Raw genomic sequence first — 21583 nt, forward strand, 5'->3', positions numbered from 1 at the left:
CCTCCGGCTGAAAAACGCGCAGTGCGTCACACACAGGCTTACGCGCTGCTCGCTTTTCCGTTATGGTATGGCGCAATCAGCTCGTGTATCAGGCGGGCAGCAGCAGGTTTCCAATCTCACAGAAACATCACAGTATTAAGGAGTTAAGCTATGGCTGTAACTAAGCTGGTTCTGGTGCGACACGGCGAAAGCCAGTGGAACAACGAAAACCGCTTTACCGGTTGGTATGATGTTGACCTTTCTGAGAAAGGTCGTGGCGAAGCCAAATCAGCAGGTCAGTTGCTGAAGAAAGAGGGCTTTGTTTTTGATTTCGCTTACACCTCTGTACTGAAGCGTGCGATTCACACGCTGTGGAATGTACTGGATGAGCTGGATCAGGCCTGGCTGCCGGTTGAGAAAACCTGGCGTCTGAACGAGCGTCACTACGGTGCGCTGCAGGGTCTGGATAAAGCTGAAACTGCCGCCAAATATGGCGACGAGCAGGTTAAGCAGTGGCGTCGCGGCTTTGCCGTCACCCCGCCAGAGCTGGATCGTTCTGATGAGCGCTTCCCGGGCCATGACCCGCGTTACGCGAAACTGACCCCAGAGCAGCTGCCAACCACCGAAAGCCTGGCGCTGACCATCGACCGTGTTATCCCTTACTGGAACGACACCATTCTGCCGCGCATTAAAAGCGGTGAGAAAGTGATCATTGCCGCACACGGCAACTCACTGCGTGCGCTGGTGAAATATCTGGATAACCTGAGCGAAGATGAAATCCTCGAACTGAACATCCCTACCGGCGTACCGCTGGTCTATGAGTTCGATGAAAACTTCAAACCGCTGAAACGCTACTACCTGGGCGACCAGGATGAGATTGCCGCGAAAGCCGCAGCCGTTGCGAATCAGGGTAAAGCGAAGTAATTCCTCGCTGAAAGGCAAAAAGGCCAGACGAAAGTCTGGCCTTTTTTATTAATGACAAAGTCAGGTCAGGAATCAACCGCGGCGCTGTTTGACCGCTGCCGCCAGCTGACGCAGCACTTTGTCGGTATCTTCCCAGCCGATACAGGCGTCGGTGACGCTTTTGCCATAGACCAGCGGCGCGCCGCTCTCCAGGCTCTGGTTGCCTTCCACCAGATGACTCTCAATCATCACACCGACAATCGCCTGCTCACCGTTTATCAACTGCTGTGAAACATCATCAGCCACGACCATCTGACGCTGGAACTGCTTGCTGCTGTTGGCGTGGCTGAAATCGATCATCACCTGCTGTGGCAGACCCGCTTTTGCCAGACCCTCTTTGACCTCAGCCACATGCTGCGCGCTGTAGTTTGGCGCTTTACCGCCGCGCAGAATGATATGACAATCACCGTTGCCACTGGTTTCCACAATGGCGGAGTGGCCATACTTTGTTACTGACAGGAAACAGTGTGGCGAACCCGCCGCGTTAATCGCATCGATCGCGACCTTAATGGTGCCATCGGTGCCGTTTTTGAAACCGACCGGACAGGACAGACCCGATGCCAGCTCGCGGTGAACCTGAGATTCCGTGGTACGCGCACCAATCGCGCCCCAGCTCATCAGGTCTGCCATATATTGCGGGGTAATCATATCCAGAAACTCACCCGCCGCCGGTAAACCACTGTCGTTGATATCCAGTAGCAGCTTACGCGCCAGACGCAGACCGTCGTTGAGCTGATAACTGTTGTCCATATACGGATCGTTAATCAGCCCTTTCCAGCCCACCGTAGTGCGCGGCTTCTCAAAATAGACCCGCATCACCACTTCCAGCTCGCCTTTTAGCTCATCACGCAGCGCCAGCAGGCGGTCGGCATACTCTTTCGCCGCTTCTGTGTCATGAATGGAGCAGGGACCAATCACCACCAGCAGGCGGTCATCCTTGCCCTGCAGAATCTGATGAATCGCCTGACGGGCCTGTGAAACGGTCTGTGCAGCACGATCGGTCGCCGGGAATTTTTCGAGCAGCGCAACCGGAGGTAACAGCTCTTTAATCTCTTTGATGCGTAAGTCATCGTTCTGGTAATTCATACTGATTCCATATTATTTCTGGCCCGGCGCCCGCCGGACACAACCTGCCCAATGTAGCCCGAAGCGCCAGGGGTGTAAATTCCCACTGCGGGTAAAATGTGCGGGTCATATTTGCATTAATCAGGTTAGCGACTAGACTTTTTAACAGTAAGCACTGAGGAACATTCCGCTTACCAAATTTAATCACCCTGTTTAAGCCAGCCGGCGAATTATATTTCGTCAGGGATTTTATTACCCGAAATTGCACCTCTGGGCTTAAAGCAACTTCATTTATTAACGGGAGCATAATGATGAAAAAGTTAGCCTTAGTTTTTTTGACAGCAGCAATGACACTGAGCAGTGGTGCGGTACTGGCCGCGGACAGCAGCAGCAATAACGGTACAGCTAACCAGGCGGCCAGTGCAGGTGCAGCAGCGGGCGGAGCGAAAGAGAATCTGCCGCCAAATAAAGTTGATAACGACAAAATTAATAACACTGGTAATGACACTAATCCTGCAACGTCTGGCAGCACCACCAGCCAGGGTAATATGTCTGCTAACGAAATGGACCAGAACGCCCAGTGTAAAGATGGCAAATGTCCAAACATCAATAAAAAAGTTCAGACTAAAGTGGGCGGCGGTGACGTAGATACTAAAACCGACGGTACTACTCAGTAATTCTGTTTAACCCGGATTGCTTCGGCTTTCCGGGTTTTTTTCCCCTCTGCCCCACTCTTCCGCTATGCTAATCCTGTGAAATTTACAGGGAATCCTTCATGGCTGTTTTGCTTCTGATTGACGATCATCCGCTGGTTGAAGTGGCACTTGAAGCCGCCCTGAGCCAGTCACCCATTCCGGTTCAGCTCCTCTCTGCCAGCAGTGAAAAAGCCGCCCGTCCCCTGCTTCAGCAGCCACTGGACATTATCGTGCTGGATATCGGCCTGCCGGATAGTGATGGGCTGGAGCTCCTGCGTCGCCTGAAGATCCATCGGCCCGATTGCCCGGTCCTCATCTACTCTGCGCAGCAGACCCGCCACTATGTGCGCCGCGCCCAGGCGTTGGGTGCCGCTGGTTACGTCGTGAAGAGTCAGCGCATGGCGCAACTGCTCAGCGCCATCCTGGCCGTGCTCGGCGGGCAGATGGCTTTCCCGGAGATGGATGATGAGCCTGAACTGCCGTTAACCCAGAAAGAGCGGCAGATTCTGGCACTCCTGGCCAGCGGTCTGTCTAATTTGCAAATCGCTGCGCAGCTGCACATCAGCAACAAAACGGTCAGCACCCATAAAAAGAATATTCTGGAAAAAACCGGTGCCCGTTCGGTGGTCGAGCTGGCTGACCTGTGGAAGGCGCAGTTGTGAGATTTTTGCTGCTGATGCTGCTGTTGCTGTGCGGCTCCGTCCTGGCTGAGGTGCGTCCGGTGAGCAGCGTCAATCTGCCGATGATGCTGCCGGTGACGCACGCAGAAACGATGCAGGGCAAAATCCTGCGCGTCGGCCTGCTGGAAGAAAACCATGCGCCCTGGGCGATGCGCATCGGCAATGACCTCTATGGCATTAATGCCGACTATCTTTCTGCGCTGCGACAGCTTACTGGCGCGCAGTTCACGCTCAATCTTTACAGCGATCAGCAACATCTGATGCAGGCACTGAGCAGCGGCCAGATCGATTTTGCGCTGGGCATGTGGGCCACACCCCTGCCAGCCGGCACCCTGAGCAGCGATAACTGGTATAGCAGCCCGCTGCGGGTCTACCGCAATCAGCAAAACCAGCGTGCCGTGATGTTTAACAGCCAGAATGCCCAGCTGGCGATCAGCAACAGCACGCTGGCTCAGCTGCCGCCCGCGCTGGCGGCCCGCCACAGTTTCAGACGCTACAGCAGCGATCTGCAGGCGCTCTATACCCTGCTCAATCAGCAAAATGACTATGTGGTGGCGGATGAGACCAGCGCCGGTTTTCTGTTAAGCCAGCTTCAGCAGGGCCAGATTTACCAGATCGCTTCCCACATCGAAGCCGGACAACTCAATCTGCGCGCAGTGGCGCGTGATCCCCAGCTTATCAGCTGGATTAATCAGAGCCTGCGTCAGTTGCCAGCGGAACTGATGAACACGCTACAGGCCCGCTGGAGCAGTAACCTGCCGCGCTATCAGGATACGCAGACCCTGATGCTCAGCCCTGATGAACGCGCCTGGATCGCCGGGCATCCGCGTATTACCTACACCGCCGAACCGGACAACTATCCCTGGAGCTACCGCGATGCCAGCGGGACCGCCAGAGGCTACGGCGTGGATTTACTGAAAGCGATAGCACAGAGCACCGGGTTGCAGTTTGAACCGGTGTGGGTCAGCAATCCCCGCCAGGCCAGCACCCTGATTGAGCAAAAGCAGGCGATGCTCCAGTTGATGCAACCGCTTAATGGTGATGCGATGCAGAGCACCTCGCTGCCGGTATGGCGTGCACTGTGGGGCATCTACAGCATCCAGTCCGACACGCTGGCGAACTGGCGTGACCTGCACGGCAAACGGATTGGCGTATTACAGGATGACCTGGCGCTGCGTCTGTTGCCTGCAGAGCTACAGCCGCAGCAGTTTGCCGATCGTAATAGCCTCTATGATGCGCTGGCAAAAGGGCAGATCGATGTGCTGGTCGATAACGTGCTCTCCGCCCGCTGGCGTATCGCCAGCCGCGATGATGCGCGCATCCACCTGGCCTTTGCCGCCAGCGATATCGCCTGGCCCATCGCGCTGGGTGTCACACCGGACCAGGCGGTGCTGCGCACGCTGCTGGACCGCGCTTTGCAGCAGATCCCAGCCGATACCCAGAGCCAGATGCGTGACAGCTGGTCAACGCCGCCGCAACCTGGCAGTGTGATGGTCATGGGGTCGCTGCCGATGATGGTGCTGGCGGTGGCCGGTGCAGCGATTGTGCTGCTGTTACTGTTGCTGGCACGCCGTTACTGGCAGCAGCGCCGGGAGCGTCAGCAACGCGAACAGGCAGAGCACGCTAACGCGATGAAGAGCCAGTTTCTGGCGACCGTCAGCCACGAGCTTCGCACGCCGATGCAGGCGATCCTCGGACTGCTTGAGCTTGAGAAGCAGCAGCACAGCAGCCAGAACCTGACGTTGTTGCACAGCAGCGCACAATCGTTGCTGACCCTGCTGAATGACCTGCAGGATCATGCGCGCATCGAGAGTAACAGTTTTACCCTGGCACCCCGTCCGCTGGCGCTGGCGCAGTGGCTCAGTCAGCAGCAGCACTTTTATCATCCGTTAATGCGGGGTGACGGTCCGCGTCTGATCGTCGAAGCCCTGACGCCGCTGCCTGACACGGTGCTGATCGATACCGACCGTTTGCAGCAGGTGGTGAACAACCTGATGACTAATGCGCTGAAATTTACCCGCCACGGCGCGATTCGCCTGACCCTGGCTGCCCAGGATCAACAGCTGATTCTCACCGTGAGCGACAGCGGCAGCGGTATCCCGCCCGAGGAACAGCAGAAGCTGTTTGACCCGTGGTATCAGGCACCGTCCGGAAAATCGGTCTCGGTGCAGGGCAGCGGCCTGGGACTGTTCATCTGCCGGGAAATGGTGCTGCGGATGGGCGGTGATATCCGGCTCGCCTCTGAACCCGGTCGCGGCACCCAGGTCACCGTGTCGCTGCCGCTGGAGGCCTGCGCGCCAGCAAGCCACGTGAACGAGACGGCCCTGCCCGGCTTGCCGCAGCTTCGGGTGGCGATTGTTGATGACCATCCGACCAATCTGCTGGTGATGCAGCAGCAGCTGGCGCGCTTTGCGATTCAGGCTGACATCTTTGAACACGGGCGCGCGCTATTGCAGGCCGATGCACATGAGCCTTATGACCTGCTGTTTATCGACCAGATGATGCCGCGTCCCGACGGCACGCTGCTACTGCGGATACTGCGTCGGCGTGACCGCCAGCGGAGACGGCAGGCGGTACGGGTGCTCTGCTCGGCTGATGCGCAGCTGCTGTCGCGCGCCCTGGAGGAGCGGGAGCGGGTATTGATCAAACCGGTGCAGTTAACCGATCTCAGCGCGCTGCTGGCAGAGTGGCAGCAGGAGTGGCAGGACGATCCTCTGGCGTCGCTGGATGACAATCTGTGGCAACTGGCACAGCAGAATGAAAAATTCCTCAGCCGACTGAGCCATACGCTGCACAGCACCGTGACGCAGGATCTGGCGTTGATGCACGAGGCGCACGATCGCGCGGACTGGACGCAGTTCGCCGAGGCAGCACACCGGATGAAAGGAAGCTGGTTACTGGTCGGGCTGGAGCATGGCGCGCAGATCAGCCAGCAACTGACGGAGCAGGTAAAACAGAATCAGGACACGTCTGAGACGTGGCAATTACTGATATTATTAGCAAACAGGTTACTGAAAAAACTGGAAACTTATGGCACACACCCACACTCATAGCGGGCAGGATAGTAATCGCACGCGTCTGGCGGCCGCCTTCGGGGTGACCGTCGTCTTCATGGTTGCTGAAGTCATTGGCGGCTGGCTCTCTGGTTCACTGGCGTTGCTGGCGGACGCCGGACATATGCTGACCGATGCCGCCGCACTGCTGATGGCCTTGCTGGCGGTCCATTTCTCACGCCGTAAACCCAATGCACGGCACACCTTTGGCCTGCTGCGTCTGACCACAGTCGCGGCGTTTGTTAACGCCATTGCGCTGCTCGGCATTACTGCGCTGATCGTCTGGGAGGCAGTACGCCGCTTTGCCGACCCGCAACCGGTCACCGGCGGACTGATGCTGGGCATCGCGATAGGTGGTCTGCTGGCCAATATTCTTTCGTTCTGGCTGCTGCATCATGGCAGCGGAGAGAAGAACCTTAACGTGCGTGCGGCAGCGCTGCACGTGATGGGCGACCTGCTTGGTTCAGTGGGCGCGATTGTCGCGGCGGTGATCATTCTGCTGACCGGCTGGACGCCAATCGACCCGATTCTGTCGTTGCTGGTGTCACTGCTGGTGCTGCGCAGCGCCTGGTCGCTGCTGCGTGAGAGTCTGCAGGAGTTACTGGAAGGCGCACCGCATTCGCTGGATGTAAACCGGCTGATACGCGATCTCACCCTGAACATTGCCGAGGTACGCAATGTTCACCATGTGCATCTATGGCAGGTGGGCGAAAAGCCGCTACTGACGCTGCATGCTCAGGTGATCCCGCCTTACGATCATGATGCGCTGCTGCATCGCATTCACGACTATCTGCGCGAGAACTATCAGATTGCGCACGCAACGGTGCAGATGGAGTATCAGCCCTGTGCCGGCGCCGAGTGTGAACTCGGTTTAAGCAGTGCGCCTGCCACCCGTCATGACCACAGTCATTCTCACGATTCTGATCATGACCATGCTCATGCTAAAGGCAAAGCGCACACTCACTGAGCCGACAGCGCGCGGGAACCCTGTTGCCGCGCGCTGCGGATCCACATGCGTGATCCGTTTAGCGCTATCAGCGTCAGAATGACATACTCCAGCGACATCGCATACACGCCCTGACGGGCGAAAATCATTACGCTAATCACATTGATGATGACCCACAGCAGCCAGTTCTCAACATATTTGCGCGTCATCAGCACCATCGCGGCAATCGACAACACCATCATGCAGGAATCCCAGAATGGGAATGCATCCGGCTGCAACACGGGCATTGCCACCGACAGGCCAAGACCGTTCATTAGCGTCACTGCCGCGCGGGTTAACAGCGCAAACACCGGATCGATGTAGAGGGTCATCAGCGCAATCGCAATCACACAACCTGCTGCCCAGGCCAGCGCTTTAGGCAGAGGCAGCCAGCGGATTTTCAGCGCCGCCTGGTGATCTTCTGTCTGACGGCTCCAGGCGTACCAGCCGTAGATATTGGCGGCAAAGAAGAAGAGCTGCAGCAGCAGGCTGGCGTAGAGCTGGATCTGAAAGAAGATCACCGCAAACAGCGTGACGTTAATCAGGCCGAAGGGATAGTTGATGATCTTTTCCAGGCTGGCAAACCAGATACAGAGCAGGCCTGCGAGCGTGCCGATGGCCTCAATCCATGAGAGATCGTAGCCTCCGGCACCCAGAGGAATATGAACCAGAATATTATGTGTGCTGAAGAAATCCATGCAAAGCACCTGTCCGGGAACGCTTAGGCGTTGCCCTTCACGTTGAGTTTAAGTTCCGCTGCAAAGGATAGCATGCGATTAAGCGGCAGTAACGCCGCCTCTCGCAGTGTCTCGTCCACCTGAATCTCATGTTCCATCCCACCCGACTCCAGCGCCTCTGCGATGGCTTTAAGGCCGTTCATCGCCATCCACGGACAGTGGGCACAGCTGCGGCAGGTTGCACCTTCACCGGCGGTCGGCGCTTCCAGCAGCTCTTTGTCTGGCACCGCCTGCTGCATTTTGTAGAAAATGCCGCGATCGGTGGCGACAATCATCTGCGGATGCGGCAGGGACTTTGCCGCCTGAATCAGCTGGCTGGTCGAGCCGACCGCATCCGCCAGATCGACGATTGCCTGCGGTGACTCAGGATGCACCAGCACCGCCGCATCGGGATAGAGCGCTTTCATGCGCTGCAGCGCCTGGGTTTTGAACTCGTCATGCACGATGCAGGCGCCCTGCCAGCACAGCACATCCGCGCCCGACATCCGGGTGACGTAGCGGCCAAGGTGACGATCCGGTGCCCAGATGATCTTTTCACCCAGACTGTCGAGATGCTCGATCAGCTCTACCGCAATGCTGGATGTGACTACCCAGTCGGCCCGCGCTTTGACGGCCGCCGAGGTATTGGCATAGACCACCACGGTGCGATCAGGGTGCGCATCACAAAAAGCGTTAAACTCCTCGATCGGACAGCCAAGATCCAGTGAGCACTCCGCCTGCAGAGTCGGCATCAGCACGGTTTTTTCGGGACTGAGGATTTTGGCGGTTTCACCCATAAAACGCACGCCCGCTACCAGCAGCGTGGTCGACGGATGATTGCTGCCGAAACGCGCCATCTCCAGCGAGTCGGAGACGCAGCCGCCGGTCTCTTCCGCCAGTGCCTGAATTTCCGGATCGGTGTAATAGTGCGCCACCATTACCGCGTTTCGCGCCTTCAGAAGCGCTTTGATTTTCTCACGGTAAAACGCCTTTTCATCGTCACTCAGGCGGGCTGGTTTTGGCGGGAAAGGATAAACGGCGCTTTCAGGATCGAACATCACACTCATGACACAGCTCTCGTTTTGTCTAATTAACGAAAATCGCCTGATAAGGCGGATCGTGGCGAAGAAACCGCCTTAATGTTTTATATGCTAAACAAGATAGCGGAAAAGCCACACTGTGTCGTGAGATTTTTACTCGGCCTGCATTACAGCACCTGCCCTACCCGGCTGCGTTTTATCCGCCAGCACCAGCGGTTTCTGTGGCGCTTCCAGTGCCAGCAGGAAGGCTTTGATATCCAGCCCGCCCGCAAAGCCGGTCAGCTTGCCGTTGGCACCAATCACGCGATGGCACGGCGCGACGATGGAGAGGGGATTACGACCGTTGGCCGCGCCGACCGCACGCACCGCCAGCGGATGACCGATCTCCCGTGCAATCTGGCTGTAGCTGCGCGTCTCACCAAATGGGATCGCCACCAGCGCCTGCCAGACTTTTTTCTGAAAGTCGGTGCCGACCATGTCGAGCGGCAACGCAAAACAGCGACGAGCGCCGGTAAAGTACTCAGTGAGCTGACGCTCGGTTTCGATCAGAATGGGATGATCGTCATTGCGCGTTTGCGGCAAAAACCGGGTGCGTTTCGGATCGTCGTTTTCCCACAAGATCCCCGCCAGGCCGCTATCGCTGGCGACCAGTTTCAGCTCGCCTACCGGGGTAACTATCGGTTTGAAGTAGTACATGGTGATTCTCCCGTCACGATTCCGACACCCAGTATTGCACTTTTCATCAGCCTGACTGGCTGTTTTCGGTCATGGCTATAAACTGTTGTGCTGTCCGAATACAGCCAGTCTGCCGGGATTCACCGGTGTAGGCTGCGCTTATTTACCGGAGAAATGACATGCTCGATCCCGACATTGCCTATCAGGCGCTGACTTCTCGTGATACCCGCTTTGACGGCGTTTTCTTTGTGGGCGTGACCTCAACCGGCATCTATTGCCGTCCGGTCTGCCCGGTCAAAGCGCCGATGCAGAAGAACTGCCTTTTCTTCAGCAGCGCCGAGGCGGCGGAGAAAGCACGCTTCAGACCCTGCCTGCGCTGTCGGCCTGAGCTGGCTCCCGGCAATGCGCCGGTTGATCAGCCGCATCGCGTGGCGGAGCAGCTGATTCAGCGTATTGAAGAAGGGATGCTGGAGGAACGCGAAGGACTGGAGGCGATTGCCGCTGAATTCGGTCTCAGCCTGCGTCAGCTGCGCCGTATTGTGCAACATGAACTCGGTGTCTCGCCACTGGAGCTGAAGCAGACGCGGCGAATGCTGCTGGCAAAGCAACTGCTGACAGAAACGCAATTGCCGGTCACAGAAGTCGCTTACGCCAGCGGCTTCAGCAGCCTGCGCCGTTTCAATGATGTTTTCCAGGCGCGCTACCGTATGACGCCGAGCGCGCTGCGCCGTGACGATACAGGCACGAAACGTGCGCAGCCTGGCGACCGCGTGACGCTGCGGCTGGCTTATCGCCCTCCCTACGATTGGGCGGCGATGCTCTGGTTTTTGCAGACACATCTGATGAAAGAGGTTGAGGCAGTGGAAGATGGCTGCTGGCGACGCACCGTGGCGCTGGGACGCTGCCGGGGCTGGGTCAGTGTTTCCCATCTGCCGCAGAAGAACGCGCTGCAGGTGACGCTCTCAACCTCACTGACGCCGGTTTTGCCGCTGCTGCTGCGCCGCCTGCGCGATCTGTTCGATCTCGACGCACAACCGCAGCATATCGCCGCCTGTCTGGCTCAGGATCCGCTTCTGGCACCCAGCCTGATCGCACATCCGGGTCTGCGTGTGCCTGGCGCCTTCGATGCCTTTGAACTGGGCGTGCGCGCGATTATCGGCCAGCAGGTGACCGTCAAAGCCGCCACCACGGTCAGCAGCCGTTTTGCCGCTGCCTTTGGCGAGCCGTGTGAAACGCCGTTTGCGGATTTGACCCGCTACACCGCGCATCCTGAACGCATCGCCGGACTGACGGTAGACGATGTTGCGCCAATGGGAATTGTCAGCGCCGCCCGATCCCGCGCCATCCTCGCTTTTGCCGCCGCCTGCGCCAGCGGCGATCTGCGTCTCAGTGCCGCGCAGCCGCCTGATGAGGTGATAAAAAAGCTGGTCAGCCTGCCCGGCATTGGTCCCTGGACCGCGCACTATATCGCGATGCGCGCCCTGCGCTGGCCAGATGCTTTTCCCAAAGAGGATATCGCCATCCGTAATAATCTGGGCGGCATGTCATCCAAAGAAGCAGAGGCGCGCTCGCAATCCTGGCGTCCCTGGCGCAGCTATGCAGTGATGCATATCTGGGAGAGCCTGGCAGTGGCGAAGGTAAAGAAAAAGGCGTGACGGTGATAATTGAGAGTCATTCTTCTCAGCCGCGAATAAACCCGACGCGCAGGGAACAGTGTCAAAAGAGGACGGCACGGGCCTCACCCTGCGGTGATGTCCGTGCCCCGGAAACGAAAAAAGCGCCCAAAGGGCGCTTTTTTCTTAATTGGTGGGTCGTGCAGGATTGCCTCGGCCCATCCGGGGCCTCGCCCTGCGGGTGATGCTGACGCATTAGCCTGAATCGCCGGGCGATTCAGTCGAACCTGCTGCAGGTTCTCACCCTGCACGGTGACATCCGTACCCCGGAAACGAAAAAAGCGCCTTAAAGGCGCTTCTTTCTTAATTGGTGGGTCGTGCAGGATTCGAACCTGCGACCAATTGATTAAAAGTCAACTGCTCTACCAACTGAGCTAACGACCCGCTGGGGGCTTACAACCGTTCAGCGCGCCAGGCGGCTGAGATAAGATGGTGGGTCGTGCAGGATTCGAACCTGCGACCAATTGATTAAAAGTCAACTGCTCTACCAACTGAGCTAACGACCCATCTTAGGTTGTGAAGCAATGCTGAAGTGTTCTTCTTAAAACTGCGCGGTAAAAGCGCGTCTGAAGGAGATGGTGGGTCGTGCAGGATTCGAACCTGCGACCAATTGATTAAAAGTCAACTGCTCTACCAACTGAGCTAACGACCCATCTTCAGGCTTACCAGACACTTTTCAATGTGTCCCGGCAACGGCGGCATATATTACTGATTTAGCGGGGTAGCGCAACTCTTATTTCTGCCAGATGGTTCAGTTGCTTACCTTTCATACGGCAAGACCAGAAATCACACGATATCTGGTCTGAACCGGACAAATTACAGGCCACTCAGACGTTTCTGAGCTTGTTTAGCAGATTCGGTGTCTGGATAAAGTTTGATCACCTGCTGGAAGACCGCTTTGGCTTTCGCCGTGTCTTTTTTCTCCTGCATGATCACACCTACTTTCAACAACGCTTCTGCAGCTTTCGGCGACTTCGGATAGTTTTTTACTACCGTGGCGTAATAATAAGCCGCGTCGTCCTTTTTGCCTTTGTTGTAGTTCAGCTGACCCAGCCAGTAATTTGCATTCGGCTGATAGGTCGAATCAGGGTAACGTTTTACCCACGCCTGAAGCGCACTGATCGCCTGGTCATACTGTTTCTTCTCCAGAATCAGCGCCACAGCCGCATTGTAATCGCGGTTAGCGTCACCGGTCTGCGCAGGTGCGCTCTCCGTTGATGCTGCCGCGCCTGCGGATGCTGCTGCGCCTGTATCCGCTGCGGCATCGCTGCTGGCTGCCTGTTGCCCGCCGCTGCTGCTGGCGCTGCTCAGCGTGTCAATCTGCTGGTAAAGCTGCTTCTGCCGCTCAACCACCTGATTCAACTGATACGTGTTTTGCTGGATTTGCCCACGCAGCGCATCGATATCACGCTGGTTATCGCTCATCTGCTGCTGCAATTGCTGCATCAGCTGAGCCTGGGCATTAGAGATTCGTTCGAGAGTGGTGACACGGTCTTCGACCGAGCCGGAGCCAACGCTACTGATTGACGCTTGGGCATTAGCGGCCCAGGGGGCCGCTACGCCAATCAGTAACGACAGACTCAACAGATGACGTCTGAAGTTACTAACCATGTGATTCTCTTAGTAGACCAGAACGGCACGACGGTTTTTAGAATACGCTGCTTCGTCATGACCCAGAACGGCTGGCTTCTCTTTACCGTAAGAAACGATAGACATCTGATCAGCCGACACGCCTTTGCCCTGCAGGTACATTTTAACGGCGCTGGCACGACGTTCGCCCAGAGCGATGTTGTATTCCGGCGTACCGCGCTCATCCGCATGACCTTCGATGGTCACTTTATAGGATGGGTTGCTGCGCAGGAAGGTCGCGTGCTGATCCAGCATCTGTGCGTAATCAGACTGAACGTCATACTTGTCCAGGCCGAAGTACACGATGTTGTTCTGCTGCAGCTGCTGCATCTGCAGACGAGCCTGCTCGTCAGAAGACATGTTGCCGCCGTTGCCGTTCATGCCAGAATTTGCACCGTAAGCGCCATCAGCGCCTGAGCCAGTCTGGTCATTGTTGTTGTTTTTGTGTGAGCTACAAGCCGCTACTGCCAGAACCGGCAGAGCCAGCATCAAACCCTTCAGCACTTTGTTCAGTTGCATTTCAAAAATCCCATTATTGTTTATTGTTTGCGATGTCTGAATTGTCAGACATTACAGATACGGCGACCAGGCAGGAAATTTTACCTGTCCATCAGTTGCCGGAAGACGCGCTTTGAAACGGCCATCGGTTGAAACCAACTGCAACACGGAACCCATACCCTGAGTAGAGCTGTAGATTACCATTGTACCGTTTGGTGCCAGGCTCGGCGTTTCATCCAGGAACGTGTCCGTTAACGTTTGAACGGCTCCCGTTTCCAGATCCTGTTTGGCGACGTGTTGAGCACCACCGTTGGTGCTAATCATCACCATTGATTTACCATCTGTTGCCACATCCGCATCCTGGTTCTGACCACCTTCCCAGGTAATACGCTGTGGCGTGCCGCCATTCAGACCGACTTTATAAATCTGTGGGGCACCCGCCTGATCGGAGGTATAAGCCAGTGTCTGGCTGTCCGGGAACCAGGTCGGTTCAGTACTGTTATAACGACCATCCGTCACCTGACGCGTCTGACCTGAAGCCAGATCCATCACATAGAGGTTCAGGCTACCGGTTTTAGAGAGCGCGAAAGCGAGCTTAGATCCATCTGGCGAGAAGGCCGGGGCACCGTTGTGACGCGGATAAGAGGCGACCTGACGGATTGCACCGTTAGACAGCGTCTGAACCACCAGCGCAGATTTGCCGCTTTCAAAGGTCACGTAGGCAACTTTGCTGCCATCCGGAGACCAGGCTGGCGACATCAGTGGCTGTGGTGAACGATGCACGACGAACTGGTTATAGCCATCGTAGTCAGCTACGCGCAGTTCATACGGGAACTGGCCGCCGTTGGTCTGCACGACATAGGCGATGCGGGTGCGGAAAGCGCCTTTAATGCCTGTCAGCTTCTGGAAGGTTTCGTCACTGGCAGTGTGAGCAGCATAACGCAGCCACTGCTTCGTGACTTTATAAGAGTTCTGTGACAGCACAGTACCCGGTGCACCGCCAGTATCCACCAGCTGGTAAGAAACCTGATAGCTGCCGTCCGGGTTAGAAGCGACCTGACCGACGACAACGGCGTCGATGCCGAGTGCGCTCCACGCGGCAGGCTGAACTTCCTGCGCGCTGGTTGGCTGCTGTGGCAGACGTGAGCGGTCCAGTGGATTAAATTTACCACTGTTGCGCAGGTCAGCCGCCACGATGCCGCCAACATCTTCCGGCGCTGCGCCAGAACCGGCCCATTTAAACGGCACCACGCCAATCGGGCGCGCGGTGTTAACACCCTGGGTGATCTCAATTCGAACTTCTGCATGCAGCATGGCTGCCCACAGCAGGATAAAAAAGCCTAACGTAACGCGAAGAGCTTGCTTCATTTTATCTCCCTTATCTGAACCTCAGTCCACGATAATTGGCACTGTTCCTGGAAACCACGAGTACAACATAAGTACGGCAAGCTAAACATAGATCAACTTGCCGACCGTGACTGCATTATTGCGGTTTAAAACGCATCGGGGCGTTTTTAAACACTTCGTAGACCGCCTGCGAAGGCGGCTTCGGAATACGTGCCTGTTTGGCGGCAGCAATCGCGGCCTGACAGAGCGCGGGATCACCACCCTCTGACTTAACATCAATCAACAAGCCATCAGGCGCAAGTTTAATCCGCAAATCACAGGTTTTTCCGCGATACAGATCGGCATCGTAGAATCGGCTCTGAATCGCACTCACGACCTGCCCCATGTAGGAGTTGATTTCCGCGCCAGATGCACCCGCTTTCTTCTGGTTTCCCTGCCCTGCTGCGCCACCAGAGGTGCCACTTTTCGGTGCATTTTTACCGGAAGTGAGTCCACCCAGCAAATCATCGACATCGCTGTCATTGGCCGCATCGGCGGCAGCTTTGGCTTTAGCATCTGCTTTGGCCTTAGCGGCAGCATCTGCCTTCGCTTTGGCCGCTGCATCGGCTTTCGCTTTAGCCGCTGCTTCCGCCTTCTCTTTGGCGACTTCTTTAGCCGCTTCAGCTTTTTCTTTCGCGGCTTCAGCGGCTTTCTCTTTCGCGGCCTCTGCTGCTTTTTCTTTGGCTTCTGCGGCTTTCTCTTTTGCTTCTTCGGCCGCTTTGGCTTTTGCTTCCGCAGCCGCTTTCACTTTGGCCTCAGCCGCCGCTTTTGCATCCGCTTCAGATTTTGCCTTCGCTTCCGCAACGGCTTTCTCTTTGGCTGCAGCAGCAGCAGCGGCTTTCGCCTGCTGATCAGCCTGCTTCTTTGCGTCAGCCGCGGCCTGCTTCGCCTGCTCAGCGGTCGCTTTAGCCTGGGCATCCGCCTGGGCTTTGGCATCCGCTTTGGCTTTCGCTGCCGCTGCTTCAGCGGTTTTCTGCTGTTCCTGCGCCTGTTTAGCGGCGTCTTCTGCCGCTTTCTGCTGCTCAGCCTGCTGTTTAGCCTCTTCTTTCGCGGTTTCCTGCGCGGCTAAACGCTCTTTTTCCAGCGCTTTCAGACGCTGCTGTTCAGCAGCCTGTTTCTGTTGTAGCTCTTCAGCCTGCTGCTGCGCCTGCTTTTTACGCTGTTGCTCAGCCCGCTGGCTGTCGCTCTGCTGGTTCTGCTGACGATTATATTGACTCACGACGGCACCGGGATCGACCATCACTGCATCAATATCACTGCCTCCGCCACCCGCACTGCTGGGGTCAACGTGCTCATTAAACGAGCTCCAAATCAGCAGCGCGATCAGCACGATATGCAGAATCACCGAAATGATTATCGCGCGCTTTAACTTCTCGTTTTGCTCGGTTGCCTTCGACACACTCGGTTCCCAAAAAACGGTTCGATTTTAAATCGGCTGCGTCATCAAACCGACAGATTTAACACCCGCCTGATGCAGCAGGTTGAGCGCTTTAATAATTTCATCGTAAGGCACTTCTTTCGCGCCTCCGATCAAAAAGACCGTCTTAGGATTCGCTTCCAGTCGACGCTGCGCTTCGCTGATCACCTGCTCTGGCGGGAGCTGATCCATACGATCGTGATCCACGACCAGGCTGTACTGCCCCACACCCGCAACTTCAACAATCACCGGCGGATTATCATCGCTGGAAACCGTTTTAGAGTCGGTCGCATCAGGCAGATCCACTTCCACGCTCTGGGTAATAATGGGCGCCGTTGCCATGAAGATCAGCAGCAGCACCAACAGGACGTCCAGTAGCGGAACGATGTTGATTTCCGACTTCAGGTCGCGGCGTTTGCGACCACGTACTCTGGCCATCATTAACCTCTATTTACTTAGCGCTATCGCTGGAGAAAGCCTGGCGATGCAGAATGGCAGTGAACTCTTCCATGAAGTTGTCGTAGCCCTGCTCCAGTTTGTTCACGCGCTGGTTCAGACGGTTGTACGCCATCACCGCAGGAATCGCCGCAAACAGACCGATCGCAGTGGCAATCAGTGCTTCAGCAATACCCGGTGCGACCATCTGCAGCGTCGCCTGCTTTACCGCACCCAGCGCGATAAAGGCATGCATGATCCCCCAGACGGTACCGAACAGTCCGATATAAGGACTGATAGAACCGACGGTGCCGAGGAACGGAATGTGGTTTTCCAGCGCTTCCAGCTCACGGTTCATAGAGATACGCATCGCACGACTGGCACCTTCAATGACCGCTTCAGGCGCATGACTATTGGCGCGATGCAGACGGGCGAACTCTTTGAAGCCGGAGTAGAAAATCTGCTCCGAACCGCCCAGCTCTTCCCGGCGTTCCTGGCTCTCCTGATACAAACGCGAGAGTTCGATACCGGACCAGAATTTGTCTTCAAATGCCTCAGCTTCTCTTCCCGCCGCATTCAGAATACGTGTGCGCTGAATAATGATGGCCCAGGAGGCAATAGAAAAGCCGATCAAAATCAACATGATAAGTTTGACCAGAAGGCTCGCCTTCAGGAACAAATCAAGAATGTTCATGTCAGTCACTGCTTGAACTCCGCGACAATAGACTTGGGAAGCGCAATCGGCTTCATTAGATGAGGGTTAATGCAGGCAATCAGGACTTCTGCCTCATTGAGCACTTTGCCTTCGGTATTCACGATACGCTGAGTGAACGTCATGGTAGCCCGAGTCATTGAGGTGACCTCGCTCTGGATCTCCAGAAGGTCATCAAGACGCGCCGCCGCAAGATAGTCCACCGTTATGCGCCGCACCACAAAAGCGATCTGCTGTTCCAGCAGCGTATGCTGATTGAAATGATGCTGTCGCAACATTTCGGTACGTGCTCGTTCATAAAAAGCGATATAGCTGGCGTGATAAACCACGCCACCGGCATCAGTATCTTCGTAGTAGACCCGAACCGGCCAGCGAAACAGCGTTGTACTCACTCTACATCCCGGCCTCGTTTTAAACGTTGCTACTATACGCAAGAGAATTGGGGTTGGGAATGGCTCGTCAGAGCCAGGTGAAAATAATTATCGCGCCGTAACAAATGGAACGATTTCAGGGAGATTTATTGACCAGACGCTGACAAATATTCACTGACAGCGCCGGTGAGGCGGGGTGTTAAAGGTAAAAACGGTAAAGCGCAATAAATAGCACCAGCATGGCAGGTAACGGGCTAAACAGCGCCTGCCATCGGGTTTGCTGTGGCCGGAAGCCGACACCGTGGATTACGCCACTGCAGACCGCCCAGATCAGCACCAGCCCCTGCAGGGCTGGCAACTGACCCGCGTGATTGGCAAAGCGGGTCGGATCCCACATCACACCACCTGCCGTCAGCAGCGCGAATATCAGTGAAAGGGCCCGTAACGGGCCCTTATCCATCAGATCATACAGCATCCGAATTGGCGTACGCATCAGTGAGGCTCATCCTGCGCTTCAACGTGTTCAATCGCCAGCGCGGTCACGATACCAAAGGCACAGGCCAGCAACGTGCCGAGAATCCAGGCAAAATACCACATGCGACATCTCCTTTATTAATAGAGTGAGTGACTGTTGCTTTCAATATGCTCTTTGGTAATACGGCCGAACATCTTCCAGTAGCACCAGGTGGTGTAAATCAGAATGATTGGGACAAAGATAGCGGCGGCAACGGTCATCGTTTGCAGCGTCAGCAGGCTGGACGTTGCATCCCACATCGTCAGGCTGGTACCCGGCACGGTACTGGATGGCATGATGAACGGAAACATCGCAATGCCGGCAGTCATGATGACACAGGCCAGTGTCAGTGAAGAGAACAGGAACGCCCAGGCGCCCTTCTCAACCCGCGAGCAGAGTATGGTCAGCAGCGGCAGCACTACGCCCAGCAGCGGGAACAGCCACAACACAGGATGGTTCTGGAAGTTAACCATCCAGGCACCCGCTTCGCGCACCACGGTTTTACCCAGTGGGTTTGAGGCGGCGAAGTGATCCATCGTGCTGGTCACCACATAACCATCAATGCCATATTTCACCCAGACACCCGCCAGGATGAAGCAGATCATCATCACCAGGGCAGCAAGTTGAGCGGCAGTACGAGAACGCAGATGCAGTTCGCCCGTGGTGCGCATCTGCAGATAGGTTGCGCCCTGTGCCAGAATCATCGCCACGCTGACCACACCCGCCAGCAGGCCAAACGGATTCAGCAGCTGGAAGAAGTTGCCGGTATAGAACAGGCGCAGATACTCATCGGCATGGAATGGCACACCCTGTAACAGGTTGCCAAACGCTACGCCAATCACCAGCGGCGGCACGAAGCTGCCGATGAAAATGCCCCAGTCCCAGGCACCGCGCCAGCTGCTGTCTTCAATCTTCGAGCGGTAATCGAAGCCGACCGGACGGAAGAATAGCGATGCAAGCACCAGAATCATGGCCACGTAGAAACCTGAAAAGGCCGCCGCATAGACCATCGGCCAGGCGGCAAACAGTGCGCCACCGGCCGTGATCAGCCAGACCTGGTTGCCGTCCCAGTGCGGGGCGATACTGTTAATCATGATGCGACGTTCAGTATCGGTACGACCCAGAATGCGCGTCAGCATGCCGACGCCCATATCAAATCCATCTGCCACAGCAAAGCCGATTAGCAGCACGCCAATCAACAGCCACCAGACAAAGCGCAGAACTTCATAATCAAACATGGTCGCTCTCCTTATCCCTGAACCGGCTGCGTGGTTGCCGTGATCTGCTCATGATGATAACGCCCGGTTTTCAGGCTGCTCGGCCCAAGGCGGGCGAATTTGAACATCAGGTACATCTCAGCCACCAGGAACAGTGTGTAGAGTCCGCAGATCAGAATCATTGAAAACAGCAGATCGCCAACGGTCAGAGAAGAGTTCGCTACCGCAGTCGGCAGAACTTCACCGATAGCCCAGGGCTGACGCCCATACTCTGCCACGAACCAGCCTGATTCGATCGCGATCCACGGCAGGGGAATACCCAACAGCGCCGCTTTCAGTAACCACCGGTTTTTGCCGATGCGGTTACGTAATACGCTCCAGAACGCCAGCCCGATAATGCCCAGCAGCAGGACGCCACACAGCACCATGATGCGAAAGGCGAAATAAAGTGGAGCGACACGCGGGATAGAGTCCTGCGTCGCCTTCATGATCTGTGCTTCGGTCGCATCCGCTACGTTATCGGTATAGCGTTTCAGCAGCAGACCGTAGCCAAGATCCTGCTTGTGACTGTTGAACGCGTCACGTACCGCCTGATCCTGGCTGCCACCGCGCAGTTCATTCAGCAGGGCATAGGCTTTCATGCCGTTACGGATGCGCACTTCATGCTGCGCCATCAGTTCTTTCAGGCCAGTCACCGGTGTATCGGTTGATCGGGTAGCGATCAGGCCCAGCAGCCAGGGGATCTGAATGGCATACCGGTTCTCCTGAGTTGCCTGATCGGGCAGGCCAAACAGGGTAAACGACGCCGGCGCTGGCTGGGTTTCCCACTCAGCTTCGATAGCCGCCAGCTTGGTTTTCTGCACGTCACCCATTTCGTAACCAGACTCATCACCCAGCACGATCACTGACAGCACCGCCGCCATGCCAAAACTGGCCGCGATAGCGAATGAGCGTTTAGCAAAGGCGAAGTCACGGCCTTTCAGCATGTACCAGGCGCTGATGCCCATGATAAACATCGCGCCAGTTGTGTATCCGGCCGCGACAGTGTGAACGAATTTCACCTGCGCTACGGGGTTGAGCACCAGCTCAGAGAAGCTGACCATCTCCATGCGCATGGTTTCGAAGTTGAACTCAGAGGCGATAGGGTTTTGCATCCAGCCGTTAGCGACCAGAATCCACAGCGCAGACATATTCGAGCCCAGCGCCACCAGCCAGGTCACCGCCATGTGCTGCACTTTACCGAGTCGATCCCAGCCAAAAAAGAACAGGCCGACAAAGGTCGATTCCAGGAAGAACGCCATCAGACCTTCAATGGCGAGCGGCGCGCCGAAGATATCGCCGACGTAGTGAGAGTAATATGACCAGTTTGTCCCGAACTGAAATTCCATGGTCAGGCCGGTGGCGACACCCAGCGCAAAGTTAATACCAAATAACTTGCCCCAGAACTTCGTCATATCTTTATAAATTTGTTTACCGCTCAGGACATATACCGTTTCCATGATCGCCAGCAAAAACGCCATACCCAGCGTTAAAGGGACGAACAGAAAATGGTACATCGCCGTTAAGGCAAACTGTAACCGCGACAGCTCGACGATATCTAACATAAGGACTCCTTGCTCCTCGCTTTGTCTCCGTCACGCGCGCGTTCAGATCGAACGTAATCAGAGTCAGGAACGACTGTTTATTGATTCCAGTTTTTTTATTACCAGCAGAACAGGTCTTTGAGCTGCCCGAAAAGGCGAGTTGCGAACGAGGCAGCTCTGAAAATTGTCAATTAGCGCTTTCATTAACGCGTGCTTTAACAGGAGGAAAGTGGGTGTCATCCCGGGTTGAGCAGACGTTTGAAAATGTGTGTAAAAGGCTGGATTGATGCAGCGCAA

At 56.0% G+C, this 21583-nt stretch carries 21 protein-coding genes, 3 tRNA genes and 1 other RNA gene; 6 read left to right on the plus strand and 19 right to left on the minus strand.

Going from position 1 to position 21583, the window contains the following annotated elements; translation table 11 throughout:
• Positions 1 to 150 precede the first annotated feature (150 nt).
• Positions 151 to 903, plus strand: coding sequence for a 2,3-diphosphoglycerate-dependent phosphoglycerate mutase (gene gpmA, locus HZZ01_RS08585; protein WP_003851893.1), 753 nt, complete (start codon positions 151 to 153; stop codon positions 901 to 903).
• Positions 904 to 975: 72 nt separating this feature from the next.
• On the opposite strand, the gene aroG is transcribed toward gpmA, so the two are convergent.
• Positions 976 to 2028 carry a 3-deoxy-7-phosphoheptulonate synthase AroG gene (gene aroG, locus HZZ01_RS08590; RefSeq protein ID WP_179896458.1) on the minus strand — a complete coding sequence of 351 codons (1053 nt, stop codon included), beginning with the start codon at positions 2026 to 2028 and terminating at the stop codon, positions 976 to 978.
• Positions 2029 to 2315: 287 nt separating this feature from the next.
• On the opposite strand from aroG, the gene HZZ01_RS08595 reads away from it, so the two are divergent.
• The 4 genes from HZZ01_RS08595 (at position 2316) to zitB (ending at position 7402) form a co-directional block, all read left to right on the plus strand.
• A complete protein-coding gene (locus HZZ01_RS08595) occupies positions 2316 to 2684 on the plus strand; it encodes a YbgS-like family protein (protein WP_179896460.1) in 369 nt (122 codons plus the stop codon).
• Positions 2685 to 2782: 98 nt separating this feature from the next.
• Positions 2783 to 3364, plus strand: coding sequence for a response regulator transcription factor (locus HZZ01_RS08600; RefSeq protein WP_179896462.1), 582 nt, complete (start codon positions 2783 to 2785; stop codon positions 3362 to 3364).
• A gap of 14 nt (positions 3365 to 3378) precedes the next feature.
• On the plus strand, positions 3379 to 6435 hold the full coding sequence (locus HZZ01_RS08605) for an ATP-binding protein (protein ID WP_218928144.1): 3057 nt from the start codon (positions 3379 to 3381) through the stop codon (positions 6433 to 6435).
• Positions 6413 to 7402 (plus strand): CDF family zinc transporter ZitB, encoded by a 990-nt coding sequence (gene zitB / locus HZZ01_RS08610; RefSeq protein WP_179896466.1) that lies wholly within the window; start codon positions 6413 to 6415, stop codon positions 7400 to 7402. The genes HZZ01_RS08605 and zitB overlap by 23 nt, the downstream gene beginning before the upstream one ends.
• Here the strand turns inward: zitB and pnuC are convergent.
• The 3 genes from pnuC to HZZ01_RS08625 form a co-directional block, all read right to left on the minus strand.
• A complete protein-coding gene (gene pnuC / locus HZZ01_RS08615) occupies positions 7396 to 8118 on the minus strand; it encodes a nicotinamide riboside transporter PnuC (protein ID WP_179896467.1) in 723 nt (240 codons plus the stop codon). The genes zitB and pnuC overlap by 7 nt on opposite strands.
• 23 nt (positions 8119 to 8141) lie before the next feature.
• The gene (gene nadA, locus HZZ01_RS08620) at positions 8142 to 9203 is read right to left on the minus strand and encodes a quinolinate synthase NadA (protein WP_179896469.1); all 1062 of its coding nucleotides are present in this window, start codon (positions 9201 to 9203) and stop codon (positions 8142 to 8144) included.
• A 126-nt stretch (positions 9204 to 9329) separates the two neighbouring features.
• A complete protein-coding gene (locus tag HZZ01_RS08625; RefSeq protein WP_179896472.1) occupies positions 9330 to 9872 on the minus strand; it encodes a methylated-DNA--[protein]-cysteine S-methyltransferase in 543 nt (180 codons plus the stop codon).
• Positions 9873 to 10030: 158 nt separating this feature from the next.
• Between HZZ01_RS08625 and HZZ01_RS08630 the strand changes: the two genes are divergently transcribed.
• Positions 10031 to 11506, plus strand: coding sequence for an AlkA N-terminal domain-containing protein (locus HZZ01_RS08630; protein WP_179896474.1), 1476 nt, complete (start codon positions 10031 to 10033; stop codon positions 11504 to 11506).
• 149 nt (positions 11507 to 11655) lie between these two features.
• Here HZZ01_RS08630 and HZZ01_RS08635 read toward each other — a convergent pair.
• The 15 genes from HZZ01_RS08635 to cydA all read right to left on the minus strand — a co-directional run bounded on the left by HZZ01_RS08635 (position 11656) and on the right by cydA (position 21307).
• A non-coding RNA gene (locus HZZ01_RS08635) (RtT sRNA) lies at positions 11656 to 11789 on the minus strand.
• Between the two features lie 43 nt (positions 11790 to 11832).
• Positions 11833 to 11908 (minus strand) — tRNA-Lys (locus HZZ01_RS08640).
• Positions 11909 to 11954: 46 nt separating this feature from the next.
• Positions 11955 to 12030 (minus strand) — tRNA-Lys (locus tag HZZ01_RS08645).
• Positions 12031 to 12100: 70 nt separating this feature from the next.
• Positions 12101 to 12176 (minus strand) — tRNA-Lys (locus HZZ01_RS08650).
• A 164-nt stretch (positions 12177 to 12340) separates the two neighbouring features.
• Positions 12341 to 13135, minus strand: coding sequence for a cell division protein CpoB (gene cpoB / locus HZZ01_RS08655; RefSeq protein WP_179896476.1), 795 nt, complete (start codon positions 13133 to 13135; stop codon positions 12341 to 12343).
• A 9-nt stretch (positions 13136 to 13144) separates the two neighbouring features.
• The gene (gene pal, locus HZZ01_RS08660) at positions 13145 to 13672 is read right to left on the minus strand and encodes a peptidoglycan-associated lipoprotein Pal (RefSeq protein WP_090962904.1); all 528 of its coding nucleotides are present in this window, start codon (positions 13670 to 13672) and stop codon (positions 13145 to 13147) included.
• 51 nt (positions 13673 to 13723) lie between these two features.
• Positions 13724 to 15019, minus strand: coding sequence for a Tol-Pal system beta propeller repeat protein TolB (tolB, locus tag HZZ01_RS08665; protein ID WP_179896478.1), 1296 nt, complete (start codon positions 15017 to 15019; stop codon positions 13724 to 13726).
• A 115-nt stretch (positions 15020 to 15134) separates the two neighbouring features.
• Positions 15135 to 16436, minus strand: coding sequence for a cell envelope integrity protein TolA (tolA, locus tag HZZ01_RS08670; protein ID WP_179896480.1), 1302 nt, complete (start codon positions 16434 to 16436; stop codon positions 15135 to 15137).
• Positions 16437 to 16463: 27 nt separating this feature from the next.
• A complete protein-coding gene (tolR, locus tag HZZ01_RS08675; protein ID WP_003853140.1) occupies positions 16464 to 16892 on the minus strand; it encodes a colicin uptake protein TolR in 429 nt (142 codons plus the stop codon).
• A 13-nt stretch (positions 16893 to 16905) separates the two neighbouring features.
• Positions 16906 to 17592: a Tol-Pal system protein TolQ gene (tolQ, locus tag HZZ01_RS08680; RefSeq protein ID WP_090962944.1), complete on the minus strand. Its 687-nt coding sequence runs from the start codon at positions 17590 to 17592 to the stop codon at positions 16906 to 16908.
• Positions 17589 to 17993 carry a tol-pal system-associated acyl-CoA thioesterase gene (gene ybgC, locus HZZ01_RS08685; protein WP_179896482.1) on the minus strand — a complete coding sequence of 135 codons (405 nt, stop codon included), beginning with the start codon at positions 17991 to 17993 and terminating at the stop codon, positions 17589 to 17591. Before ybgC ends, tolQ begins: the two co-directional genes overlap by 4 nt.
• 178 nt (positions 17994 to 18171) lie before the next feature.
• Positions 18172 to 18465, minus strand: a complete 294-nt coding sequence (gene ybgE, locus HZZ01_RS08690; RefSeq protein WP_179896485.1) for a cyd operon protein YbgE — start codon at positions 18463 to 18465, stop codon at positions 18172 to 18174.
• Positions 18465 to 18569: a cytochrome bd-I oxidase subunit CydX gene (cydX, locus tag HZZ01_RS08695; protein ID WP_072040350.1), complete on the minus strand. Its 105-nt coding sequence runs from the start codon at positions 18567 to 18569 to the stop codon at positions 18465 to 18467. The genes ybgE and cydX overlap by 1 nt, the downstream gene beginning before the upstream one ends.
• Positions 18570 to 18584: 15 nt before the next feature.
• Positions 18585 to 19724, minus strand: a complete 1140-nt coding sequence (gene cydB, locus HZZ01_RS08700; RefSeq protein WP_179896487.1) for a cytochrome d ubiquinol oxidase subunit II — start codon at positions 19722 to 19724, stop codon at positions 18585 to 18587.
• A gap of 11 nt (positions 19725 to 19735) precedes the next feature.
• Positions 19736 to 21307: a cytochrome ubiquinol oxidase subunit I gene (cydA, locus tag HZZ01_RS08705; protein WP_179896489.1), complete on the minus strand. Its 1572-nt coding sequence runs from the start codon at positions 21305 to 21307 to the stop codon at positions 19736 to 19738.
• Positions 21308 to 21583: the final 276 nt, after the last annotated feature.

The organism is Pantoea sp. WMus005 (assembly GCF_013415305.1).
In the GTDB taxonomy this organism is placed as follows: Bacteria; Pseudomonadota; Gammaproteobacteria; order Enterobacterales; family Enterobacteriaceae; genus Pantoea; species Pantoea rara.

Excerpts from the sequence above, each read along its gene's own strand:
- pal (WP_090962904.1), bottom strand. The coding sequence starts at position 13,672 with ATGCAACTGAACAAAGTGCTGAAGGGTTTGATGCTGGCTCTGCCGGTT.
- gpmA (WP_003851893.1), top strand. The coding sequence starts at position 151 with ATGGCTGTAACTAAGCTGGTTCTGGTGCGACACGGCGAAAGCCAGTGG.
- cydX (WP_072040350.1), bottom strand. The coding sequence starts at position 18,569 with ATGTGGTATTTTGCCTGGATTCTCGGCACGTTGCTGGCCTGTGCCTTT.
- cpoB (WP_179896476.1), bottom strand. The coding sequence starts at position 13,135 with ATGGTTAGTAACTTCAGACGTCATCTGTTGAGTCTGTCGTTACTGATT.
- nadA (WP_179896469.1), bottom strand. The coding sequence starts at position 9,203 with ATGAGTGTGATGTTCGATCCTGAAAGCGCCGTTTATCCTTTCCCGCCA.
- HZZ01_RS08625 (WP_179896472.1), bottom strand. The coding sequence starts at position 9,872 with ATGTACTACTTCAAACCGATAGTTACCCCGGTAGGCGAGCTGAAACTG.
- pnuC (WP_179896467.1), bottom strand. The coding sequence starts at position 8,118 with ATGGATTTCTTCAGCACACATAATATTCTGGTTCATATTCCTCTGGGT.
- zitB (WP_179896466.1), top strand. The coding sequence starts at position 6,413 with ATGGCACACACCCACACTCATAGCGGGCAGGATAGTAATCGCACGCGT.
- HZZ01_RS08595 (WP_179896460.1), top strand. The coding sequence starts at position 2,316 with ATGATGAAAAAGTTAGCCTTAGTTTTTTTGACAGCAGCAATGACACTG.
- HZZ01_RS08630 (WP_179896474.1), top strand. The coding sequence starts at position 10,031 with ATGCTCGATCCCGACATTGCCTATCAGGCGCTGACTTCTCGTGATACC.
- cydB (WP_179896487.1), bottom strand. The coding sequence starts at position 19,724 with ATGTTTGATTATGAAGTTCTGCGCTTTGTCTGGTGGCTGTTGATTGGC.
- cydA (WP_179896489.1), bottom strand. The coding sequence starts at position 21,307 with ATGTTAGATATCGTCGAGCTGTCGCGGTTACAGTTTGCCTTAACGGCG.
- tolB (WP_179896478.1), bottom strand. The coding sequence starts at position 15,019 with ATGAAGCAAGCTCTTCGCGTTACGTTAGGCTTTTTTATCCTGCTGTGG.
- aroG (WP_179896458.1), bottom strand. The coding sequence starts at position 2,028 with ATGAATTACCAGAACGATGACTTACGCATCAAAGAGATTAAAGAGCTG.
- HZZ01_RS08605 (WP_218928144.1), top strand. The coding sequence starts at position 3,379 with ATGCTGCTGTTGCTGTGCGGCTCCGTCCTGGCTGAGGTGCGTCCGGTG.
- HZZ01_RS08600 (WP_179896462.1), top strand. The coding sequence starts at position 2,783 with ATGGCTGTTTTGCTTCTGATTGACGATCATCCGCTGGTTGAAGTGGCA.
- ybgE (WP_179896485.1), bottom strand. The coding sequence starts at position 18,465 with ATGCGTACGCCAATTCGGATGCTGTATGATCTGATGGATAAGGGCCCG.
- tolR (WP_003853140.1), bottom strand. The coding sequence starts at position 16,892 with ATGGCCAGAGTACGTGGTCGCAAACGCCGCGACCTGAAGTCGGAAATC.